General features: G+C 43.6%; 17 protein-coding genes. 8 read left to right on the plus strand and 9 right to left on the minus strand.

Going from position 1 to position 23,900, the window contains the following annotated elements; translation table 11 throughout:
• The first annotated feature begins 1 nt into the window (after position 1).
• Complete coding sequence (locus tag BUB99_RS09825; protein WP_073122025.1) at positions 2-1,366, plus strand: HlyD family secretion protein; 1,365 nt, start codon at positions 2-4, stop codon at positions 1,364-1,366.
• Positions 1,363-2,766 (plus strand): TolC family protein, encoded by a 1,404-nt coding sequence (locus tag BUB99_RS09830; RefSeq protein WP_073122027.1) that lies wholly within the window; start codon positions 1,363-1,365, stop codon positions 2,764-2,766. Before BUB99_RS09825 ends, BUB99_RS09830 begins: the two co-directional genes overlap by 4 nt.
• 9 nt (positions 2,767-2,775) lie before the next feature.
• Here BUB99_RS09830 and BUB99_RS09835 read toward each other — a convergent pair whose 3' ends face one another.
• The gene (locus BUB99_RS09835) at positions 2,776-3,141 is read right to left on the minus strand and encodes a hypothetical protein (RefSeq protein ID WP_073122029.1); all 366 of its coding nucleotides are present in this window, start codon (positions 3,139-3,141) and stop codon (positions 2,776-2,778) included.
• Between the two features lie 393 nt (positions 3,142-3,534).
• Here BUB99_RS09835 and BUB99_RS09840 point away from each other — a divergent pair, with 393 nt between their 5' ends.
• On the plus strand, positions 3,535-4,584 hold the full coding sequence (locus tag BUB99_RS09840) for a class I SAM-dependent methyltransferase (protein WP_073122031.1): 1,050 nt from the start codon (positions 3,535-3,537) through the stop codon (positions 4,582-4,584).
• An 11-nt stretch (positions 4,585-4,595) separates the two neighbouring features.
• Here the strand turns inward: BUB99_RS09840 and BUB99_RS09845 are convergent, their stop codons facing one another.
• Positions 4,596-4,943, minus strand: coding sequence for a hypothetical protein (locus tag BUB99_RS09845; RefSeq protein WP_073122033.1), 348 nt, complete (start codon positions 4,941-4,943; stop codon positions 4,596-4,598).
• Between the two features lie 102 nt (positions 4,944-5,045).
• Positions 5,046-6,284 carry an NAD(P)/FAD-dependent oxidoreductase gene (locus BUB99_RS09850; protein WP_073122035.1) on the minus strand — a complete coding sequence of 413 codons (1,239 nt, stop codon included), beginning with the start codon at positions 6,282-6,284 and terminating at the stop codon, positions 5,046-5,048.
• A 143-nt stretch (positions 6,285-6,427) separates the two neighbouring features.
• On the opposite strand from BUB99_RS09850, the gene BUB99_RS09855 reads away from it, so the two are divergent.
• Genes BUB99_RS09855 through BUB99_RS09875 form a run of 5 tightly spaced genes read left to right on the plus strand, consistent with a single transcriptional unit; the run spans position 6,428 to position 12,302 of the window.
• Positions 6,428-8,080, plus strand: coding sequence for a C45 family peptidase (locus BUB99_RS09855; protein WP_084190483.1), 1,653 nt, complete (start codon positions 6,428-6,430; stop codon positions 8,078-8,080).
• Positions 8,077-8,448 carry a holo-ACP synthase gene (acpS, locus tag BUB99_RS09860; RefSeq protein ID WP_073122039.1) on the plus strand — a complete coding sequence of 124 codons (372 nt, stop codon included), beginning with the start codon at positions 8,077-8,079 and terminating at the stop codon, positions 8,446-8,448. The genes BUB99_RS09855 and acpS overlap by 4 nt, the downstream gene beginning before the upstream one ends.
• A gap of 5 nt (positions 8,449-8,453) precedes the next feature.
• Positions 8,454-9,755: a phenylacetate--CoA ligase family protein gene (locus tag BUB99_RS09865; RefSeq protein ID WP_073122041.1), complete on the plus strand. Its 1,302-nt coding sequence runs from the start codon at positions 8,454-8,456 to the stop codon at positions 9,753-9,755.
• On the plus strand, positions 9,752-11,278 hold the full coding sequence (locus BUB99_RS09870; RefSeq protein WP_221407498.1) for a phytoene desaturase family protein: 1,527 nt from the start codon (positions 9,752-9,754) through the stop codon (positions 11,276-11,278). Before BUB99_RS09865 ends, BUB99_RS09870 begins: the two co-directional genes overlap by 4 nt.
• 4 nt (positions 11,279-11,282) lie before the next feature.
• Positions 11,283-12,302, plus strand: coding sequence for a lipase family protein (locus BUB99_RS09875; RefSeq protein ID WP_073122043.1), 1,020 nt, complete (start codon positions 11,283-11,285; stop codon positions 12,300-12,302).
• 44 nt (positions 12,303-12,346) lie between these two features.
• Here BUB99_RS09875 and BUB99_RS09880 read toward each other — a convergent pair whose 3' ends face one another.
• The 6 genes from BUB99_RS09880 to BUB99_RS09905 all read right to left on the minus strand — a co-directional run bounded on the left by BUB99_RS09880 (position 12,347) and on the right by BUB99_RS09905 (position 23,813).
• A complete protein-coding gene (locus BUB99_RS09880; RefSeq protein ID WP_073122045.1) occupies positions 12,347-12,985 on the minus strand; it encodes an MOSC domain-containing protein in 639 nt (212 codons plus the stop codon).
• A 154-nt stretch (positions 12,986-13,139) separates the two neighbouring features.
• Complete coding sequence (locus BUB99_RS09885; RefSeq protein ID WP_170863772.1) at positions 13,140-14,417, minus strand: glycoside hydrolase 5 family protein; 1,278 nt, start codon at positions 14,415-14,417, stop codon at positions 13,140-13,142.
• 122 nt (positions 14,418-14,539) lie between these two features.
• Positions 14,540-18,721 carry a hybrid sensor histidine kinase/response regulator transcription factor gene (locus BUB99_RS09890; RefSeq protein ID WP_073122048.1) on the minus strand — a complete coding sequence of 1,394 codons (4,182 nt, stop codon included), beginning with the start codon at positions 18,719-18,721 and terminating at the stop codon, positions 14,540-14,542.
• Positions 18,722-18,842: 121 nt separating this feature from the next.
• Positions 18,843-20,546 carry a glycosyl hydrolase gene (locus BUB99_RS09895; RefSeq protein WP_073122050.1) on the minus strand — a complete coding sequence of 568 codons (1,704 nt, stop codon included), beginning with the start codon at positions 20,544-20,546 and terminating at the stop codon, positions 18,843-18,845.
• A 77-nt stretch (positions 20,547-20,623) separates the two neighbouring features.
• Positions 20,624-21,829: a glycoside hydrolase family 27 protein gene (locus BUB99_RS09900; protein ID WP_073122052.1), complete on the minus strand. Its 1,206-nt coding sequence runs from the start codon at positions 21,827-21,829 to the stop codon at positions 20,624-20,626.
• Positions 21,830-21,905: 76 nt separating this feature from the next.
• Complete coding sequence (locus BUB99_RS09905; RefSeq protein ID WP_073122054.1) at positions 21,906-23,813, minus strand: sialate O-acetylesterase; 1,908 nt, start codon at positions 23,811-23,813, stop codon at positions 21,906-21,908.
• Positions 23,814-23,900 lie beyond the last annotated feature (87 nt).

Consider the following 23,900-nt stretch of genomic DNA (forward strand, 5'->3'; position numbering starts at 1 on the left):
CATGCTCAATATATCACACAATTCGATCGACAGAGATGAGATTCTCAAAAACCAATCTTCCTATCAGGAGGTCATGCGTACGAAAGCCTCTAGAACACTGGTTCGGCTACTTTCTGTATTATTTTTCCTAGGATTTGTAATGCTGTTTCTCCCATGGACTCAAAGCATACGGGCACGAGGTACACTCACAACATTGAGACCAGAAAACCGGGAACAAGAGATTCATTCGGTGATCTCTGGTCGCGTCGAAAAATGGTTCGTCAGAGAAGGACAGTTCGTCGCTAAAGGAGACACAATCATCTTCATCTCTGAGATGAAATCAGAATACCTCGATCCAGACCTCATCGAAAAATCCAAGAACCAAACCAATGCCAAGGAAGCTTCAATCACATCCTATAAAAGTAAAGCAGAGGCACTTAGAAATCAAATTGATGCACTAGAAAACAACCAAAAACTGAAACTCAAACAAGCGAAGAACTATCTAAGTCAACAGCGTCTAAAGGTGAATTCGGACAGCATAGAATACGAAACTGCGATCATCAATCTAGACATAGCCCAAAAACAATTTGCCCGACAAGAGAAGCTGTATGAACAAGGATTAAAATCCCTAACAGAACTAGAACAACGAAGACAAAAGCTACAAGAAGCCGTCAATAAAAAAACTTCCTACCAAAACAAATGGTTCACGAGTCAAAACGAACTAATCAACGCACAACTCAATATCAATACCATCCAAGGGGAGTTTCAAGAGAAAATCGCCAAAGCACAATCCGACCTCATGTCTGCAGTTTCCATGTCCTTGGAGGCAGAGAGCGACTACAACAAACTGTCCATTCAGCAGTCCAACTATACACAGCGTTCTGGATTCTACTATATCAAAGCCCCACAAGACGGGTATGTCACCAGAGCCATCACCACTGGAATAGGTGAGACAGTCAAAGAAGGAGACCCCATTTTCAGTTTTATCCCATCGGATTACGATTTAGCCCTTCAAATGTACATTCGACCCATCGATTTACCTCTAGTAGAGGAAGGGCGAAAAGTACAGATCCAATTTGATGGATGGCCTGCTTTGGTTTTCAGTGGCTGGCCCAACCTCTCCTTTGGAACCTACACGGGCCGAGTGGTCGCCTATGACAAAGCCGCTACTGCCAACGGTGAGTTTAGAGTATTGGTATCTCCAGACCCTGACTCGCCCGAATGGCCACAATTGCTCAGGATAGGGTCTGGTGCCTATGGCATCTCTTTACTCAAAAATGTCCCTATCTGGTACGAAATGTGGCGAAACCTCAATGGTTTTCCTCCCGATTTTTATATCAATGAACAATTGAAAGAACCAAAAGCTAAAAAAGGTAAGGTAAAATGAATCGTATCATACTATTTTTCGTTTCAACACTGCTCATACAGCTGACCCATTCAGTTCATGCCCAAGAGTCAAATCAAGTACTTTCCCTTGATGATTTCTATCAAATGGTGGTCAATAACCATCCTGTGGCTCGTCAAGCCCGACTACTCAACCAACGTGGAGAGTTAGCGATCCAACAAGCAAAAGGTCAATTTGACCCGAAGCTCTCTTCAAGTTATAATAGCAAAGAATACAACGGAAAGGACTATTACAACCTATGGAATAGTTACTTGGAGATGCCCACCTTACTCAACGTGGACTTTAAGGCAGGGTATGAAAGAAACAGCGGAACATATCTAAACCCGGAGCACAATGTCCCCACAGATGGATTATACTATGCAGGGATCTCAGTACCGCTAGGACAAGGTTTGATCCATAATCCTCGAAAGATCAACCTACAAAAAAGTCGCTATGAAGAGCAGCAATACATGAATGAATCCGTTCTGGTGTTAAACAACCTGTTGTATGATGCTAACCATGCCTTTTGGTGGTGGTACGAGTTTCATCAGAAGTACGTCGTAGTACAAAACAACTTGACTTTAATGCGCAATCGTTTCGAGGCAATCAAAGAATCTGTAGCCAATGGAGAAAACGCAGCAGTAGACTCTTTAGAAACACTAATTCAAGTCCAAAAATGGCAAAACCTACACAGAGACGCGCAGATGCAACTACAAAACAGTACACTGTACATGAACAACTATATTTGGTCGGATAGTCTAGAGATAGACATGTTCGAACCCAAGTATGCTACCCAAAACACGCTATTGGATTTTGTAGCACTCGAAGAGCAAATATTAGCTTCGCATCCTAATCTAAAGAAGTTGACCCTAAAAAATGAAATTCTAGAACTGGATCGTAAACTGAGTGTAGAACAGATCAAACCTGTTTTGGATGTGAATTACAACTTTTTGTTACATCAGCAGGACAATGAATATGACACCTACTTTAACAACAACTACAAATTAGGCTTTCAATTCGAGTTCCCGATTTTGGTAAGAAAGGAGCGTGCAAAACTGCAAAGCACAAAACTAAAAATTCAGGAGAATGAATTAATGATTGATGAAAAAACGAGACAAACGCTAAACAAAGTCCGACAATCCTACAACAAGGTGCTTACTCTCAATCAAATGATAGCACAACAGGAAGAGATCCTCGCCAACTACCAAAGACTCCTAGTGGCAGAGCAAATCAAGTTTAACAATGGAGAAAGCTCGGTATTCCTACTCAATAGTCGTGAAAACAAAAAGCTAGAAAGTGAGCTCAAATTGATCGAACTTCGTGCAAAGTATGGCAAATCCATCGGTGAGCTCAAATGGTCCGCTGGTATATTGCATCAAGAAATTCAAGACCTCACACTATAAATCACCATTCTAAACAAGAACTGATGATTGATTCACTTTATGGTTAAAATTCTCGATCAGAGCACGTTCCTCTGGTACGATTCCTTCGTAGGCGTTGGCCATACGATTCATCAAGTCTAGGAAGTAAGGCATGTGTACATCAGTCTTCAAAGTCTGAAATATCCGCATGTTTTTATAGAATACCATTTTGGGATCCATCTCTAGATTCATCGCCGCATCAAAGGACAATTTGATGCGGTGCGCCCAGTCATCTTGATCAACCATCTTTTGCAAGGCTTCTCTTTCTTCTTTCTGGATACCTCCATCTGCCATAGCTAGGGCATAGAGGATTTTTCCAAATACATCTAGGGTTATTTCATCGGGATTGTTCATCATGCTTTTGGTTTTAGAACAGGCGTTCTATGTTTAGTAAATCAGTCAAAAAATCAAATCACTTTGATCAGAAAAATGCACTATAATAATCACATAAGCACATTTACCACTTCCACAATTGAGTACTATTTCCTCCATTTAAAGGTAGTCGATTAATCACTCATAACCAACGTTTTAACACTTATTAATACACTAGTAAATAACCAATCCTCCTTTCCTAAACAGAAACTAAAAACGGCATAAAACTCACCACAAGAGACATAACTCTAATCAGAATCTAATCTTGTTTTTCACGATTTATCAAAATATCATGGCTTATTTGTGTGACTAGAAAGACAGATCGACTTATCTTTTCGTCTTGATAGTTTTTAAGAGAGTAGATTGACAGAATCACACATGAATATATCCGCAATAGACGCTAAATACGAAGCACAAAAAATTGCTTTTGCCCCAATAACTTTCCAAGCCATCATGGCGATGAAAAACCTAGGTGTCATGGAGTACATCTACAAAAAAAGAGGGAATGCTACCCAAGCTGAAATCATTGAAGATCTAGGCATTAGTAAGTACTCGGTAGAGGTTATGTTAGAAACCGCTGAAGTGATGGATATCATCGAAACCAAGGAGGGAAAATTATCTCTCTCGAAGATTGGTTTTTTCCTATTGCGTGATGAGTTGACTCGTGTCAATATGAACTTCGTCAATGATGTATGCTACGACGGATCTAAATATCTCGAAGAATCACTCGCAACGAACAAGCCAGCTGGACTCAAAGTATTTGGTGAATGGGACACCGTGTACGAAGGTTTATCTAAGCTAGAGAAGCCAGTCAGAAAATCATGGTTGGAGTTTGATCACTTCTATTCTCAAGATGCTTTTGACTCTGCGTTAGAGATTGTATTCAAAAACAAACCAGGTAAGCTGTTCGATATAGGTGGCAACACGGGCAAGTGGTCTATCAAATGCTGCGGTTATGATTCTGATGTGAATATTAAAATTTTGGATCTACCAGGGCAGATCGAAATGGCAAAAAAGAACATCGCTGATAACAACCTACAGGACAGAATTGAGTTTCATCCCATCAACCTGCTAGACACCACACAAAAAATTCCACAGGGAGCTGACGTCATCTGGATGAGTCAGTTCTTAGACTGTTTCTCAGAAGAGGAAATCTTAGTGATCCTACTCAACTGCGCACAGGCATCTACCAAGGATACGACCATTTACATCATGGAGCCTTTCATTGATAATCAGCCCTATGAAGCTGCCACCTACTCTCTGGTCGCTACTTCACTATACTTTACATGTATCGCGAATGGCAACAGTAAGATGTACAAACTGGAGACTTTCAAGGAACTGATAGACAAAGCAGGTATGCAAATCATCGAAACCCACGCACTCATCGGTGATAGCTACCACACCATATTGGCTTGTAAGTTGAAATAACAACTATAAATTTATAGCGCATCACAGCTGTCTCGAGTCTCATCGAGACTCGTATTCCATTGATCTAAACCATCACGATAAGCTTGCTTTTGAGCACCGGGGATGCAATCGAGATATTCATACACTTCAGTGACATAAGTATCCATAGCGGATACATAGCTATTGCATGTCGAGGTTGTAGGATCATTGGTATATGCAGTCTGTGCAGCAGTCAACTCTTCTAAAAGGCTGTTAATCTCTGTATCATAACCATTGCAGCCAAACAGATCATCTTCTATAGAATCTTTGACTTTACACGCACTACTAAGTGCGGTGAGTGAAATGAATATCACTACGAACGGAAGTTTAGATTTAAACATAAAGAATCTAGTATAGGTGAATAAAAAAGCCCAATCGGGCTAATATTCACTTAACGAAAACACCTCCAAAATATTGACTAGGATGTATAAAATCTAATTGGGTTATTTAGACTTTTCAGAAGCAGCATCTACTTCCATATCTACCACATGAGCCACAGTCTTAATAAGCTTCCGGTTTCGTTTCACAAAAGGATTGGTCAAATCCCAAACATAACCAGCCAAAATTGAGGTCAGTTGTTTTTTTATTTCCACCTTGATTTCGGAATGAAAAAATATTTTTTGTAACTCCCCATTGTACCAAGTGTCTACGACTGCCTTGAATACCTCTGTGGCTTGTTTCATATGCTGCACATACTCCTTATCCCAGTCAGGTTTTTCTCCATTTAATTCTCGTTCGATCAACTTTGCACTACGCATCGCGGACTCTGTAGCGATCGCTACTCCTGACGAAAACACAGGATCGATGAACCCCGTAGTATTACCAGCCAGTGCAAAACGATGACCATACAACTGTGTAGAAGAATTGGTGTAATCATCCGCTCCTCGCACGTCATACAAAAATTCTTTGCCCTCAAATCGCTCAATGAAATGCTCGGATTTCTCCATCATCTTACGAAACAAATCATTCTTATCCGCTGCTGGAATATCGAACCATTTCTTATTCCCTACAAAACCTAACGAAGTATTGCCATTAGAAAATGGGATCACCCAATACCATAGATCCTGCTCCAGAACCTCAAAAGTAATGCGGAGTGGTCGTTTGAATTCCTCACGGTTGGTCTCTTTCACCTGAGTAAAAAGCGAACACCTGCCCGTCTCTGCATAGTCGATATCAAAGTTGAGCATTTTGGATAACACGCCAGCATTACCACTAGAGTCCAATACATATCTAAACTCGTGCGTCTCAACTTTACCGCCATCCTCTATCTCCGTGACAACTTTATCTTCTTGAAAATCTATAGAAGCAATAGTTGACTCGTATTTGAAATTAGCGCCTTTCTTCTCAGCTTCCTTGGCAAGGATGTGGTCGAACTCATCTCGTGGCACCTGCCAAGTCCAAGTCCAACCTGGGGTGAAATTTTCATCAAACGAAATATCCATTTCGTCATCCTTTCGAACAAATAACGCACCTGACTTTACTTCAAAATTCGCAGCCTTCAATGCATCCAGCATACCCACTTCTTCGAAGTGTTCCATACTCAAGGGTAACAAACTCTCACCGATCGTAAATCGCGGAAACTTTGATTTCTCAACCACAGTCACACTAAAACCCTGATTCACTAAATACGCTGCTGCTACACTACCTGCTGGACCAGCTCCTATCACCAATACATCCGTCATTTTTTGTTATTTTTCCCCGACTATTCCGCTTCTATTCATCTCCAATAGATCAATGATTAGAGATGAAATCGCTAAAATTGCGCTTTGGTATCTTTGCAATAGATAAGGCTAGTCTAGATTTTGTCCAAAACTAAAAAATACTATTGAAAAAGCGTTATATATTTTTAATCGTACTCTCGGTGATATCTACCCTCAGTGCTATCTGGTTTGTACAACGTGTCATCTACGATACGCCCACACTCCCTGTCTCTACTGTGCATTCGTCACAGTTAGAAATGATCGCGGAGCATCACTATGCGCTGGGAAACTCATGGCTCAAGCAAAATAAATACGGTAACTGGGAGAGCTATATCGAAGGGAGTGCCTACGACAGAGGTCGTACGATCGGTATCCTCCATCAACAGCTGATTCAGGATCAAGAAAAAGTATTCGTGGATGAAATCGACAGAAACGTCTCCTCATGGTTTCTCCGAAAAATGCTCATACTAGGCATATCATGGTTTAACCGAGACCTAGATCAATACATTCCCGAAGAGTACCGTCAGGAAATATATGGTATATCTGAATTCTTCTCCGACGAATATGACTACATCGGCCCTAAATTCAACCGTATCATCAACTACCATGCTGCCCATGACATAGGCCATGCCGTACAAAATATGCATTTAGTCGGTTGTACATCTGTAGGAATATGGAACTTCAACGACTCGACAGAGCTAATGATGTCCGGCCGAAACTTCGACTTCTACTTTGGTGATGAATTTGCCAAAAATAAAATCGTACTACTCTGCAATCCTTCCGAGGGCTATAAGTATCTCTCTGTCACTTGGGGTGGATTCTGTGGTATCGTCTCAGGGATGAACGAACATGGACTTAGCATCACACTAAACTCCGCCATCTCAGAGATCCCTACTAAGTCAGGTACTCCTGTCTCTATTATTGCCAGAGACATCTTACAGTATGCAGCCACCATCGATGAAGCCAAAACCATAGCAAATCGCTATGACAGCTTTGTCTCTGAGCTATTTACTATCTCATCTCTGAAGGATAAACAAATGGCTGTGATAGAAAAGTCCCCAACAAACACTGGGGTATTCTACCCATCCGAAGACACCTTGATCGTCACCAACCACTACCAAAGTAAAGAACTCAAAGATATTCCTCTCAATCAGGAACACATGATCAACTCCGAATCTGTAGATCGCTATACCCGTACAAAAGAGCTCACCGCCCAGCTCCCTAAATGTAATACAGAGGGCATCGCAGGAATCCTCCGCAACCAAGCGGGTATTAAGGATAAAGACCTTGGTATTGGCAATCCTAAAGCGATCAACCAGTTACTCGCACATCATGCAGTTCTCTTTGACAATGTCAAGAAGCGCGTTTGGGTCTCCAACTATCCTTTTCAGGAAAATGTCTTTGACACCTATGATTTAAATGACTTTGATCAATGGCCAGGTACAAAAAACGATATTACGATTGATTCACTCTCTATCGCAGCTGACCCGTTTTACTTTAGCGAAGGCTATCAGACATTTAAAGTCTTCAAGCAGCTCAAGGCCAAAATCATCCGCCAGACGGCCAAAGAGCAACCCATGGACAGTACACTAATCCAAACCTTCCTAGAGACGAACCCTGCCTACTACGAAACCCATCGACTCGTCGGCAACTACTACGCTAGCCTAGGGCAAAACGAAAAAGCCATCGCTGCCTATCGCGAGGGATTGACCAAAAATATCGCCTACAAAGAGGATGAAACGTTCATGAAAGAACAAATCAAAACGCTCACCCCATGATAGCAGGAATAGGTACTGATATCGTGGAAACAGATCGATTCAAAAAAAAACTTCTTAACCTCCCTTTTCTACAGACGGTTTTCACACCCCTAGAAATAGCCTACTGCCAAAAAATGGGGCATCCAGAGCAGCACTTCTCTGCTCGTTTTGCCGCAAAAGAGGCCTATATGAAAGCGCTCGGGACAGGGTGGGCAGAAGGAGCAGATTTTAAAGAAATCGAAGTACAAAACAATGCAGAAGGAGCCCCCTCTATTCACCTACTAGGAGGAAGTAAAAGATATTTTGATAAATCAGAACTGAAAGACATATTTGTATCATTAAGTCACACGAGTACTCATGCTGTGGCTTACCTAATCATAACTAAGTAGGCATTGTGGAGATAGACCCAAACCAAGATTATTTATCCAAATCAGAGATACGACAGTTGCAAAACGAGTGCTTCCTCTCCCACCTAAAGTACACCTACTCCCATGCCAAGCACTATCGGGACAAACTAGATAAGTGCGGTATAACACTTGAAGATATCTCAAGTCTAGATGACCTCACGAAAATCCCTGTTACGACCAAAGAAGAGATCGAAACGAACAATCTAGACTTTCAGGCAGTCAGCCCACGGTCTGTTGTAGAATATGTCACCACCTCCGGCACGCTAGGCAATCCCATCAGTATTGCGCTAACACTCGAAGACCAAAAGCGGCTCACTTGGAACGAAAAACGTTCGTTGAATATGTGTGGCATCACTGCGGATGATGTGATACAGATCACCACGACACTAGACAAGCGTTTCATGGCGGGTATCGCCTACTACTTAGGCGCGACAGCACTAGGTGCTGCTGTGATCCGATCGGGTATCGGTGATCCAGATTTTCAGTTGGATAATATCCGTCGCTTTCAACCCACCGTACTGATCGCAGTTCCCTCATTCGCTTACAAATTCGGCAACTATCTACTCTCTAAAGGAATAGATCCTAAAAGCACCTCGATCCGAAAGATCGTTTGTATAGGCGAACCGATTAAAGACACATCCTTTGCTCCCAATACACTCAACCAAAAACTGATGGAAATCTGGGATGTACAATTGTACTCTACCTATGCCAGTACAGAAATGGCGACAGCCTTTACCGAATGTGAAGCGGGTCAAGGGGGACATCTACTACCCGAACTAGTTCACGTAGAGCTACTCGATGATCAGAATCAGCCCGTAGCAGATGGTGAAGTCGGTGAGGTGACGGTCACTCCTTTTGGAATCGAAGGCATGCCGCTGCTCCGCTACAAAACAGGCGATCTAGCTCGTCTGCATACAGAAACTTGTAGCTGTGGTCGCAACACGAGCCGGCTTGGCCCTGTAGAAGGGAGAAAAGGTCAGATGATCAAATGGAAAGGCACTACACTTTTTCCGCAGCAGATCGAAAACGTTCTGAATCATATCAGCGAAATCGACAATTACATCATCGAACTGTCCCTAGACGATCTAGGGCTAGACCTACTCAAAGTGATACTGCCAGACCATCTGGAGCGCAATGTATTAGATCAGGCGCAGCGACTACTACAGCAAAGCCTGAGAGTCAATCCGATTTTAGAACAAAATACCGCGGCCTACATCGCCAGCGAAATCCTACCCAAAGGAAGTCGCAAGCCCAGAAGGTTCGTAGATAAACGACAGCTAGCCAATTGAAAAAGATAGAAGATAAATACGATGTAGTCATTATAGGATCAGGTATGGCGGGACTCTCCTGTGGCCTCATCCTAGCCATGGAAGGAAAATCCGTCTGTGTATTGGAGAAAAACGCACAGATCGGTGGGACACTCCAAACCTTTAAACGGGACGGAGGAAAGTTCGACACAGGTGTACACTATGTCGGTGGATTAGATGAAGGTCAGCCGCTCCACCCTTACTTCAAGTATCTCGATATATTCAAAGACATTGATATCATGAAGCTGAATGAGAACGCCTATGATGTCATTACCTTCGCCGGAGACAGCAACGAGTATCCTCATGCACAGGGTTACGAAAACTTCAAGGAACAACTCCTCAAGTTTTTTCCAGACGAAAAAGAAAATTTAGATCGATATGTAACGGATATTAAAGCACTCTGTAAAAAATTCGCACTGTACAATGTCAATGACATGCCTGCCAGAACCAACGAACTTGAATACATGTACGATGGAGCCAGCCAACGCATTAGAACCTATACTTCTAACGAAAAACTACAGCGTGTACTCGCAGGATCCAACCTTCTCTACGCAGGGGAAGAAGACAAAACCCCGTTTTACGTCCACGCCCTCATCATCAACTCTTATATGATGAGTGCTTACAAATTTCACCATGGAGGTAGTCAAATTAGTCGATCACTCAACTATTCAATCAAAGAACGAGGAGGCAACATTGTCAGAAATGCCGAGGTAGCAACCATCGATCACAATAACACTTCGGTATCTAGTGTCACGTTAGTCGATGGGCGAAAAATCAAAGCAGACCTATTCATCTCCAATGTCCATCCCACTGAAACTATCAAAATGATGGATCAGGGACTTATGAGAAAATCCTATACATCTAGGATCGCGGGACTAGAAAATACCGTATCGGTATTCACACTCTATCTGGTACTCAAGCCTCAAACTGTGAAATATCGCAACTCCAACTTCTATAACTTTAACGAGAATAAAGTATGGGGTCTGACCAATTATAAGCCCGAAGATTGGGGGAAAGATTTTGCTGTATTTTATCTCCCCGATAACAAAAACCCAGCGTATGCCAGTGTAATCACCGTCATGGCCTACATGAAAATGGAAGAGATGTTGCCATGGATGAACACCTTCAACACGACACTTCAAGAAAGCGACAGAGATGAAAGCTATCAAAATTTCAAGGAATTAAAAGCACAATTCCTGCTAGAAAAAATGGAAGGCTTTTCTCCTGGTCTCAGGAAAAACATTAAGAGCTACCATACCTCCACGCCTCTAACGCAACGAGACTATCTCAACACAACTGGAGGATCACTCTATGGCATCTCTCGGGATCATAATTTCCCATTAAAATCCCAGATCAATACCAAAACTAAAATGAAAAACATGTACTTCACGGGGCAAAACATCATCCTCCATGGCGTCCTAGGTGCTACGATCAGTTCGGTGGTCACCTGCGCAGAGATACTAGGTAGAGACTATCTGTTGAAAAAAATCAAATCGGTATTATAATCCCATGGCGAGCAAACGGCTATTTAGCAAAACCAAAAAGCGAAAAGAACCCAAAACCCTAATACTGGGTGTACATGGATTAGGTAATAAGCCTTCTCACGCAACACTCAAACTTTGGTGGAAAAAAGCTTTGGTCGAGGGACTCAAAAAAATCGAAGGAGCTCCCAAAACATTTCAATTTGAGATGGTGTATTGGGCGGATATCATGTACCCGCATTCCCTCAATCCACGCATTAAAAACCCCGATCACGATCTACATATCGAGGAGCCCTACATCGCTGAACCCATCCCTACTCCTACGATACGCTACACGCCTTGGCATCTCGCCAAATTGGGATTTAATAAGATGAAGGAAATCGCTTTTCTGAGTAAAAACGGACTAGCCAACTACCGCCTACCCTTCAATTTTGTCGTCAAACAATCTTTCAAAGACCTAGACGCTTACTATAACGAAGATCAGACGAAGGCTGAGTTCATGGATCAACTGCCCGTTAAAAGCTTGATTCGTAACCGACTCAGACGACTGCTATACAAAAACAGGCACAAACGCATCCTAATCGTAGCGCATTCTATGGGGTCTATCATCACCTATGATGTACTCTATCTGCTACAAAACATCTACGAGATAGATACTTTTGTATCGATGGGTTCTCCATTAGGTCTTCCCTTAATCAGAGAGAATATTGCCAATGAACACCAACTGGACTATAAAGAAGGTACTCTACTCCCAACACCTGAGTCGATCAACAACTGGTATAATCTTTCGGACAAAGAAGACCATTTCGCTGTATTCGACGAGCTCGCAGAATTTTTCGCTCCTAACAGCAAAGAGATCAAGCCCATCGATCATCTCGTGGACAATGATTACAAAAACTGGGTAACTAACAATGCACACAAATCCTATGGTTACCTCCGTACACCAGAGATGGGACGCATCGTCGCAGACTTTCTCAACAAAAAACCAGACACCGTCTGGGAGAAAACCAAAAAACTACTCAAAGACACGCTATCCAAACTCGATTAACCCTAAATAGTTTTTCGATCTGATCTCCAAGCATAGATCAATGATCACTTACTATGTTTCTTAATCAATTTTTCTCGGAGTTTTGAGGGCAAATACTCATCACTAAGAAGGGTACGCAGCAATTCGGGTTCGGCGTACTGGCCATAGGTTAGATCAAATACATCGGCAATTGACAACCCTCCCTTAACCGCCTCCAGTAAAACGAATTGATCACCTTTTTGCACTTGCCCTTCGTCGATTACCCGTAGATACACACCAGCGTATTTAGCAGCGATGAATTCTTTTAGAACTCCTTGATCTCCGAAACGAACACCTAGTTTGTAGCAAGGCTGTCTGGGTTCTGAAATCTGCACCTTAGCTTCTCCTAGTTGATAGACATCTCCTAAGATCATCTTCGTTTCATCCAAACCAGCTACGGTTAGATTCTCTCCAAACATCCCATAAGGTAAATCAAGGGTTGGATATTTTTCTCTCCAAAAAGGATAGTAATCTGCGGAGTACAAATAACAGGCCTTGTCCACACCACCGTGATATTTTCTATCGATAACTGCATCTCCTTTCACATCTGCCTTACCCAGATACAATGGCTGATCGGTAGGCTCCTTGTAGATGCCTGTTTGTTCCTCTTTACCATTCCAAACGATAGTTCTCGAAGTGGCAATATTTGTAGATACTATTTCCATCTCAATTTTGTTTGTGTAAAAATGGGCAGTCTATCTCAAAAGCCTATACCACCGCAAGAAAAAACTATTACCGTTTAGTCTAGAGTGGTGTAGAAACGAGTCACTTTCGGGTAAGGTCGGAGCGATAAAAACCCAACAGGCTATCACCCTCCGATTAATCCTCTAACTGAGATGTCGCAGATTTGATCTCCTCGATGGTGGTAGCATCCGTGTCATATACCGAATACCAACCTTGGAGCTCATGAGCAGGGTCTCCTATCAGATCATCTCCTTTCTCCCACAACTGACCAGGATCGGAGGGGCATCCTTCGCCTCCCCATGACCAGAAATTACAGCCTTGAATAATCCCTCCAGCCTTAATACTATTGAGTGTATAGTTGAATATAAAATCGTAATAATCATCACGGTAGCTCACCGGTGCTGTATTCCGAAAGTCTCCATTATCTCTAGATACACCAAACTCTTCGATTACCAGCGGCTTGCCTAGCTTACGTGCTTTCTCTTGTTGCCCTTCGAGATATTCAATAGTGAGTTGTTTGGCTTCCTCATAACTTGCCTCATTCTTAGGATCGTACCACGCCCAGTTCTGTATCCACACGTGAGTAGTCGCATAGTCTACATCAGGTGATAGATTATCCTCATATAGGTCGTTGCCCGAGTAGTCTGCCGCTGTATCTCCTTCTGTACCTAAGCACACCAGATGCTTCTTATCATGCTTCTTGATCAGCTTTGCGGTTTGATTGACCCATGCACGAAACGCAGGCACTTGTTTATATCCTCGGGGCTCGTTCGCTAGTTGCCATGCCATGATGGTCGGATCGTTCTTATACTTTACCCCGCTGATGCTATTGGTACGATTGATTATGAATTTGACGAAATCAAAATACATTTTCATCGCCTTCTTGTTGTTGTAAAAAGACTGTGCATAATTGATAAATGGATCCCAAGTACCGCCCCCCATCACATCTGGATACGGAATTTCTGATCCATCAGCCCATGACACATACTGCGGAAAACCACCACTCCACATCCAGAAATTACCCAAACAAACCACGGCCTTCATGTCACGCTTGCCCATCTCAACGAGAAAATAGTCCAAACCAACAAGCAAGTCTTCATTGTATACACCTGGTGCAGTCTGGAGTATAGGTTTGTTCTGATAAGGGCTATCCTCAGCACCTTCACTAGCGGCCATCACTCGGAGATTTTTTAATCCCATATCTGTCATTCGATCCAGCTCGCGGTTAAGTCGGTCTCTATCTCCTCCCTCACCTGTAGACCCGAGATTCATTCCATACCAAAAATTAGTTCCAATGTATTTATATGGGCTTCCGTCAATCTCAAATCCTAACCCTTCTACTCTTACAAAGCCCTCTTGAGCAAAGGCCAAACCGCTACACAGTAGCAGCGCCAATACAAATATCTTACGCATATTGATGTTCATTAATTAGAGCAGCAAGATGGAGCAAATGTGTAGAGAACAGGGCATACAAATCGTTCAGCAAACCGTTCTATTTTGCACAAAGTGAGGTGCAACTAACAAAATAATCAGGACTACCGTCCGCCTTTCTTTGTTTTGATATAGTTGGATGGAGTTTCACCAAACTGATCTTTGAAACACTTTCTAAAATAGGCTGGATCAGAAAAACCCACTTGATAGGTGACTTCTGACACATTATAATCCCCATGCTCGAATAGCTGTGCTGCACGTTTGATGCGCATCATTCGGATAAACTCGTTCGGTGACTTTCCTGCCAGCGCCTTGAGTTTGCGATAGAGCTGCATACGACTCAGCCCGATCTCCTTACCGAATTCAACCACAGAATATTCCGAATTGGCCATATTTTCTTCTATAGTTTCTATACATTTTTGGATAAAAATCTCATCTGCAGAGGTCACAGTCACCATTTTTGGTTCAAGTATCAGTTGCTTATTGTCTTGAACCAACAGTCTACTTTCTTCCCGTGATTTAATCAGGTTACGTACTTTGAGTTTAATTACTTCGATATGAAATGGCTTGGTGACATAGTCATCCGCTCCTTTTTCGAGTCCCTCCACATTGTAAATAAAAGAGGTTCGTGCCGTGAGTAAAATCACAGGAATATGCGATGTACTGAGGTTCGTCTTTAGTTTATCACATAATGTGATACCATCCATCACCGGCATCATGACATCACTAATCACCAAATCAGGATTTTCTTCTTCGGCTATCTCCAGTCCTTCCTGTCCGTTGGCTGCTTCAAAAACGGCGTATTCGTATTGAAACAGTGACTTGAGAAAACTACGCACATCATGGTTGTCCTCCACCAACAAGATGCGTTTCATGTCCTCTACATTTTTGACTGTCTTGGGCAGTTCAGTATCCTGCTTCACCACTTCTGATTCTGGGACTTCAAGCACCACATCACGATACAAGTCAATGTGCTCGCTGTCCTTGAAGTTGGTAATCAACTCGGCTTTCTCAAAATGCTCAAAACCTTTCGGCAACAACACTTCGAATGTCGATCCCTTCCCTATTTCACTCTCCACAAGAATTTGTCCATGATGCAACTCTACCAAACTCTTGCACAGTGCCAGACCAATCCCACTCCCTGTACCTGACTCCTGATCTCCAGAGTAAAACCGATCAAAAACTTTGTGAACAGACTCTTTGGAGATTCCCTCTCCATGATCTATCACCGATAAGGATATCGCCTCTTCTCTCTCTACCAGTTTGATGATGATAGACTGACCTCCAGAACAATGTTTGAAGGCATTAGATAGCAAATTAAAGAGTATTTTCTCGAACTGATCACGATCAAAGTAAGCATTGACAACATTGGATGAAGCCTCAAAACTATAATCGATACCTCGCTGTGCTGCTAGACTATCAAAGGAAAGCTTCACCTCCTTGACAAATTTATAGAAATTACCCTCTGCCACACGGAGTTTAAGACTACCTGCCTCTGCTTTTCTAAAATCCAACAGCTGACTAATCAATCGTTGTAGTCTGCTTGCATTTTGAGACACTAATTTGAGTTGTTTCTGTACGTTTAGACCACCCTCTCCAGCGTTCATCATCTGCTCCACGATCCCAAGTATCAGTGTCAACGGTGTCCTAAACTCATGAGAAATATTGGTAAAAAACTGCAATCGGGATTTATTGAGTGCTACCGTATTTTCTCTTTCCAATCGTTCAAACTTCAATTCATGTTCATATCCCGAGCGAATCAAAATCAATCTTCGAAACAGGTATAGAAATATCATCGCTATCCCCACATATAGCAGTACGGCCCACTGTGTCTTCCACCACGGAGGCGTGATCACTACATGAATGGCCGTTCCCTCTTCATTCCATAGTCCATCGTCATTCGAGGCTTTGACGGTGAACTTATACTTACCCGAGTGTAAGTTCGTGTACCGAACAAAGCGTCTATTGGCTGATGTAGATTTCCAATCCTCATCAAATCCCTCCAAACGATATGCATATTTATTTTTGGCAGGGTTCGCATAGCTAAGTGATGCAAATTCAAACGACAATGTATTTTCATCATGATGTAACACGATCTCATTGGTCAAACTAATGGGCTTGTCCAGTACTACTCTCCCATTGAATATTTTCCCTGGCTCTAGACTCACATCGGATGCAGTTATTTCTTTAATCACTACAGATGGTATGTGAGGATTGTGATAGATGTTTTTAGGATTTATAACATTAAACCCATTCGATCCACCAAAAATGAGTGCTCCGGATTTGGTTTTCAAATTGACTTCATTGAAGAAAAAACCTCCCTGAATTCTATCCTGCGTATCGAGATGATTGACAAACATTTTTTCCTTGCCTGGATCCATCACAGAAATCCCTTCATAGCCTGCCAGCCACAGTTGGCCATTACCATCCTGCATGATACTGATCACATCCCGTGGCAACTCACTATCCCGTTCATTCATCAGTACGAAAACATCATTTTCTTTGTCATACAAGCTGAGTCCATCTTCTGTCCCTACCCATAGTCGCTGCTGTACATCTTGAAAGATGACATTGACGAAATCATTGGATAAACCTCCACCTGATTCGTCATACTCATAGCGTTGAAAATCAATGATACTATCCCCTTCGATTTTCAACCGTAACAAGCCATTGCCTCGGGTACCAATCCATAAATACCCTTCAGAATCCTCAAACAATGATGCAAAAACAATATGCTCCAATCGTTCCTCTCGAAAAACAATCACTTTGCCGGATTCAGTGATCAAATTTAAACCTCTATTCCATGTACCAGCCCACATTCCTCCACCATTGGAAGGGTAGAGCGACATCACATAGTCATCCGATATCGCATTGGACTCATCATGCATACCGTAGTGTCTATAGGGATTAATGGTGTGTTTAGAATGATCTATGCCAGACTTATCTATCACATAGATTCCAGCTCCAGCTGTGCCCACCCAGAGCCTCCCTTTGTGATCCACTTCCAGTTTCTGTATATAGTTGGTATAATCAACCTCATCCTCGGTCAGAATATCATAATTCTCTATTTGCATCACTTGATCACCATTCATCGTGATCTGAAACAAGCCACTTCCTAGCGTACTCATCCAGTATTGGCCATTAGGCAACTGCCGAATGCCACTGATGATACTATTGGTGGGATCAAAAGATTTGGTGCGGTATAGGCCTATATTGTTGTCGTAGGTATCGAACTTATTGAGCCCTTTTCGTGTGCCTGCCCATAGCACACCGCTGTTGTCCATCATCAGCGCAGTGACCGTGTTTTGACTGAGGTTCACCTCCTTATCATAGTCGCCAAAGAACCGCACATATTCATTTTTCTTGACATCAAAAACACTCAATCCCATCTCAGAACCCAAGAGTAAAAATGGCTCATTGGTTTTCACCAAAGCCATAGACCTAAAGAAGTTAAAAGACGAGACCCCTCGCTTCACTTCATAGTTTTGCAATTTGCCTTGACTATACTTTTTCAGTCCCTTTTTGGTCACCCAGTAGATATTGACTCCTTGCGCATTTTCAACAGCTCCCATATCAAAAACATAGTTATGCAGCCCGTTATTCCCAAAATCCTCTAGGTATTCGATACGCTTGAAAACTGGATTTTCATGATTGATAGTCTCCATGACACTGACGCCGTACTCTGTCGCAATCCAAAGTCTCTTTTTGGGGTCTATCATTAACCGTGTAATGAAACTATTGCCGAGTGTATTGACATCTGCAGGATCAGTATAAAAGGCCGTAAACTTTCCAGTCTTTCGGTTCAAATGATTGAGTCCATTTTCTGTAGCTATCCAGAGGTCTCCATTTTCGTCATCGACGACATCCCACACGTGCTGATTGCTCAGACAGTTCTTCGCTCCTTCTTGATAAGTGTATTGATAAAACTCGTCTGTCACCTTATCCTTGCGAAACAAGCCTCCACTACGAGTAGCAACCCACAGCGTCGAATCGCGACTTTCGAAAACTCTAACGATTTTGTTACTCTTGATTTTGCCTGGCGTACTGTTGTCTGCACGAAACAGCTTGGTCGTATAACCATCGTATTTGATCAGACCAGACCATGTACCTATCCATAGATAGCCTTCGTGATCCTGCATCACGCAGTTGATAGATCGCTGGGACAACCCCAAATCCATCGACAATTGCTCAAAATATACATTTTTGGTCATGATACTCTGGGGCTGAGTATACCCCACATACATCAGACCCACGACGAATACCACCCCTATCACTAAACTCTTCATATCCTCAAATGCTGTATTTCAATTCCTCGTCAATCACTAAATATAGTATTTTTGAGTATAAAAATTTAGTACTTAGACAATAGTCGCGTATAGATAGCCAAAACCAATACTTGCTCAACCATCAACGTCTAATGATCAGTTGTAGACGCTCTGTGGTCTGTCCGTTTTGGAAGACCATCATGTAGTAGCCATCGCTCAGCCCAGATACATCTACAGTATCTGACTGCTGCGGCCATTGACCTACAGACCTACCTGTCATGTCATACACCGTTAGATCTACAAATGTCCCTCCCAATACTTGCACCTGATCGTGGGCTGGATTAGGATACAGCCGCATTCCTCCACTCCCCAGTTTGACATCCAAGACAGGTTCTTCTGGTTCGATTGTCTCATCTTCTTCCTCCCTGATAATCAGATTATAATCATCATCAAAAACCAGTACTCTCCAATAGCCATACACTTGCTGAATATGTCCATTGCTATTTTGCTCAAAAACCAGATTACTCCAAGACATAAACATCGACCAAGGAGCACCCTCCCCAAAAGAGGTTTTAAAATCTGGTATAGGGCCATTTTCGGTCATCGCGATGATTTTCTTCCCTTTGGTTATTTCATAGACCTGATCATACATCTGTGTCTGTGGGACATAATTTTCAGCACCCGGATAAGAGTCATATCCGATAAAATCCACCTTTTCATTCCCAGGATACCAGTCCTCCTCTGGTGTAGACCAAGACCAAACCAAGTTATGAATACCATGATGATTTTGCAGACGATCATAGACGATATCCCAAAGCTGGAGGCAAGGTTCAGCACCTTTCGCTCCCCACCAAAACCATCCTCCACCCGCTTCGTGCAGGGGTCGCCAGATAATAGGGACTCCCGCATTACTCAGCTTCTGCAATTGTACCGCGATGGCATCAATATCTCTGATGACCAATTCGTACTCTGCTGTACCTTTCTTCACCGCTTCACGCACATCGAAATCGGTCTGGTCTGTATAAAAAGAATTGGTACCAGCTTCTCCCCCACTCGGCGAGTGCCAGTGCCATTGCCAATTGACTATACCCTGACCTCCAGTAGCTTCATACCAAGTAATAGCTGTACTCACTTGTCCATCATCTACTGCCCCAAAAGTATGGCCTCCGGCTTGATTGTCCCAAGCGTAAGTATAGCCCTCAGTATAAGATTGAAAATCAAAAGTCCGCATCAGTGGTCGATAGCCTGCCTCGTCGGCCAAGTCTTCATACGTGTCATTAGTCTGACCTGAAATGACCCGTTTACCAAAATGCTCCAACATAAAATCATATAGTAGCCCTGCATCTTCGTTAGCTTCAGGATCAATCAGAGTAGTTGTCACATCATAGCTCTTTTCTTCTACCTCGTAGAGCGTAAAATTGTCTATATCAATATAACCCCAATCACTTTGCAACTTTAGTTTGTTGCTCCCACTGTTGAAACGATAAGTCCCTGATCGCTGGACTAACCACTCGCCACTATTCGTTCCTTCGAAATGTATGGGGTGAGCTCCTTCATCATTGATAAATATTTTTTGCGTCCGAGAACCTGCTGACGAACTATAACCTATCTCTAAGCGGTACAAATCTCCTTGCGATATATTAATCTGCACTTCTACATAGTCATTACCATTGTCAAATCCCGTGACGTAACCTTCACCTGAGTAACCAGAAGTACTTGAAGAACTCTGCACACCATTGAGCACACCTTCTTCTGCTTCTACACTCGCCACGGGGTCTTGTCCTCTCGCGACCCATGAAGCGAATAGGATAACAATCAGCGCAGATGTTCTGAACATTTGTTTCATAGTCATCGTGTTTTCATAAAATGGATGGGAATAAAAAAAGCACGTCATCCCTAGCGAATTGACGTGCTTGTCATGGTCTATTTCTTGCTCAGACGAAGCATCAATACATCTCTGCCTGGCAATGAAGCCTTCAGTGCTTTCTTGGTATTGCCTGCTTTCTTGTGTGTCCAGACGTTGTAGATGTCATAGCGAGACTGTGCAAAATCAGTCGTGTGTCCAAAATCAGGGTCTACAAGTTTGTTGGTCGCCCAGTCAAACGTGATGTCCATCGCTTCTTCGGTTCTGTTGAGGAAACAAATCGCTACGTCACCACCGGCGAGTGGCTTGACCCATACTTCGTAATCCTCCTCATCGATATGCTTGTAGCCCTGTACACCGAGCGTGTCTTGATCGATCGCGATCACATCCTTGTTGGTCAGGATCTCCAGAGTCTCTGGTGACATATTTCGGATGTCATTGCCGGCAATCAGCGGAGCAGCCTGCATTGCCCAAAGCGCAAAGTGTGCTCTATCCTCGTTGACAGTCATGCCATTGCCAACCTCCATCATGTCTGGATCGTTCCAGTGACCAGGCCCTGCAGCGCTACGGATACCCGGGTGCATGTCGATAATCTGCAGCACGCCCCACGACGACCAAGTCCCGTGATCTTCTTCACAGTCAAAACAATTGTAGATGTCACCCGTCGTCCTCCAGAGGTGACCGATAGGCTCGGCCCAATCCCACGGATCGTTGTCTCCCCACTCGCAGATGCTGAGTACAATCGGGCGACCTGCCTCATAGAGCGCGTCACGCATCGTCAAATAGGCTCCTTCTGCTTTGAGACCTTCGGTATTGCACCAGTCGTATTTGAGGTAGTCTACTCCCCAGCTCGCATAGGTCATCGCATCTTGGTACTCTCTACCCCGACTCCCCGGTCGACCTCCACACGTTTGCCATCCCGCATCAGAATAGATGCCAAATTTCAAGCCTTTGGAATGCACATAATCTGCCAAAGCCTTGATCCCAGAAGGAAAACGCGCTGGGTCTGCTTGGATAAACCCTAAACTGTCTCGCTCTCCATGCCAACAGTCATCTATCACGATGTATTCGTATCCTGCATCCTTCATACCCGAAGACACCATGGCGTCTGCCGTTTCTTTGATCAAATCTTCGGTCACATCACAGGCGAATTTATTCCAGCTGTTCCATCCCATCGGAGGAGTGTCTGCTAGTCCTTCGAACTTTTGTGCTTTTGCACCTAGTGCAAAAACAGTGATCATTGCTACTATGAGTATCTTTTTCATGCTATTCGTTTTGTTTGAACTGTCCTCTTCCTCTCTGCGCTCCCAAAATGGAAGGAAAGACGAGCGGTCTATTTGATCAATATTGTCTCTCCCAGTCGTCGGTGCGAAAAGGCACCGCTGGCAATTCTTCTTCGTTGTACAGGCTAGTCGCGGGATTGTCTGCCCAAGCATAGCGTACCGCTACTGGCACGGCCACTTCCGACGCAGACAAGACCACTTGGTCGCCTACTATTTTGGCATCCGCCCAATAGAACTTCTGATCTTCTCCTGCAATCGCAAACCCCAGTACTTTGTCCTCACTAGACTTCAGTCCCGTACCGATATTGTCAAAGGTCACCGTCACAGCATTGCCTTCCACTTGATGACTCTTGTACATCGGGCCTGCATAGACCACATCATCCCCGTAGGACACCTTTTTGGCACTCAGCCAAAGTCTCTGCCCTACATCCAGCTTGTTGCGGGGATGGATATCGTCCGCATCCCCTATATCGATCGTCACTGCCATACCCGTCTTTGGGAGACTCAAAGTCTCAGTCTGCGCATCTCTCAATCTCGCCCAGTCACTATCGCTTGGCTCGTCTTTTCTGGCCATGAAATTCGCCAACTGTACATACTGAAAGGCCAGATCATCCCCCCATAGCTTTCTCCAGTCCTTGATCACATTGGCAAACAAGTCACGGTAGTATTGTGGTTTGTCGGCATTGGACTCTCCTTGATACCAGATCACTCCTCGCGCCGTGTATCCACCGATCGGCGCGATCTTGGCATTGTAGAGGAAGGACGGCAATTGATACATCTTGATCGACTCTGGGATCTTCGACTCCACGTCATTAGAGTATTTCCATGCTCCTTCGAGTGACTGTTGTTGTCCATTGACTTCTAGCCACATCTCGCCTGCACGACCGAAGTACACGTTGTTGTCCCACGAGTTGGCTACACGGTATGTGATGACGTTTTTCCCCTCTTGTACGAGTTCTTTCGGAATCTCCAGCGGCTCTATGCCATCGCTCCATACTTTGGCCCAGATCAGCTCCCCATTGAAGAAGACAAAAGCTTCCTGCACGACATTGTTGATGTAGAGTTTCAGATCTTCTACACTATCTGGGGACAACTGCACTTCCTTTCTTAGCCAAGCCAAATCGGTCATTTTTGCATTGCTGGGAAGCTCGTAGGTGGTCCAACTGCTGTCGTCATACTCGACCTGCTGTGCCCCGCTGGCGATGGCTCCATCTTTGTCTCGCATCAACTCCCACTTTCGTGCTTCTTTGGCTTGGTTTTTCTCCGTAAACTCCTCCCAACTGATCTCGGGATTGATGATCTTCTCTGCTGCTGCTTCGTATCCTGGGGTCTCGGTCAGCGTCTCGACAGAAGCCCATGCTTCGGCAGGTGTGCCCCCCCAGTGGCTCTCGATCACTCCTACAGGTACATTTTTTTCTCGATGGTTTTGCTTCGCAAAAAACCATGCTACAGCCGAAAAGCTCGGGGTATTTTTGGGTCCCGCCAAGAGCCATTCTCCTGCGCTGATATCTTTTTGTGGGCTTGTCGCAAATTCGTTGGGCACCTGAAAAAACCTGATCTCTGGATAGTCACTGTCTTTGACTTCCTCTTCCCAGTTGTCCACCTCCCATTGCATCTGCCACTCCATGTTGGACTGTCCTCCTGCGATCCAGACATCACCGATCAAAATATCGGTATAAGTGATCGTCGTATCTGCGGCTACCGTCAGCGTATAGGGACCTCCTGCTGTTTTGCCGTCGAGGTATGCTTCGAAGTAGCCTGTATCATCGGCTTTGGTTTTGACTTTCTGGTCGTCAAACTGCAACTTGATTTTTTGTTTGGGACTGGCCCAACCCCAGATTTTGGTGGGCTGGTTGCGTTGGAACACCATGTGGTCCGCAAACAATCTAGGTAAGGTAAGATCCGCCGCATAAGATTGCATCACCAGCAACATCGGTAGGATGAATAATAGTCTTCTCAGTTTCATAATTTATATGCCTTAATTTCTAACAACTGCAATATGAAGGAGTCTGAATTGATTTGGAATCCCTATGGTTTTTCCTTACCCTAAATC

It is taken from the genome of Reichenbachiella agariperforans (assembly GCF_900142205.1).
GTDB lineage: Bacteria > Bacteroidota > Bacteroidia > Cytophagales > Cyclobacteriaceae > Reichenbachiella > Reichenbachiella agariperforans.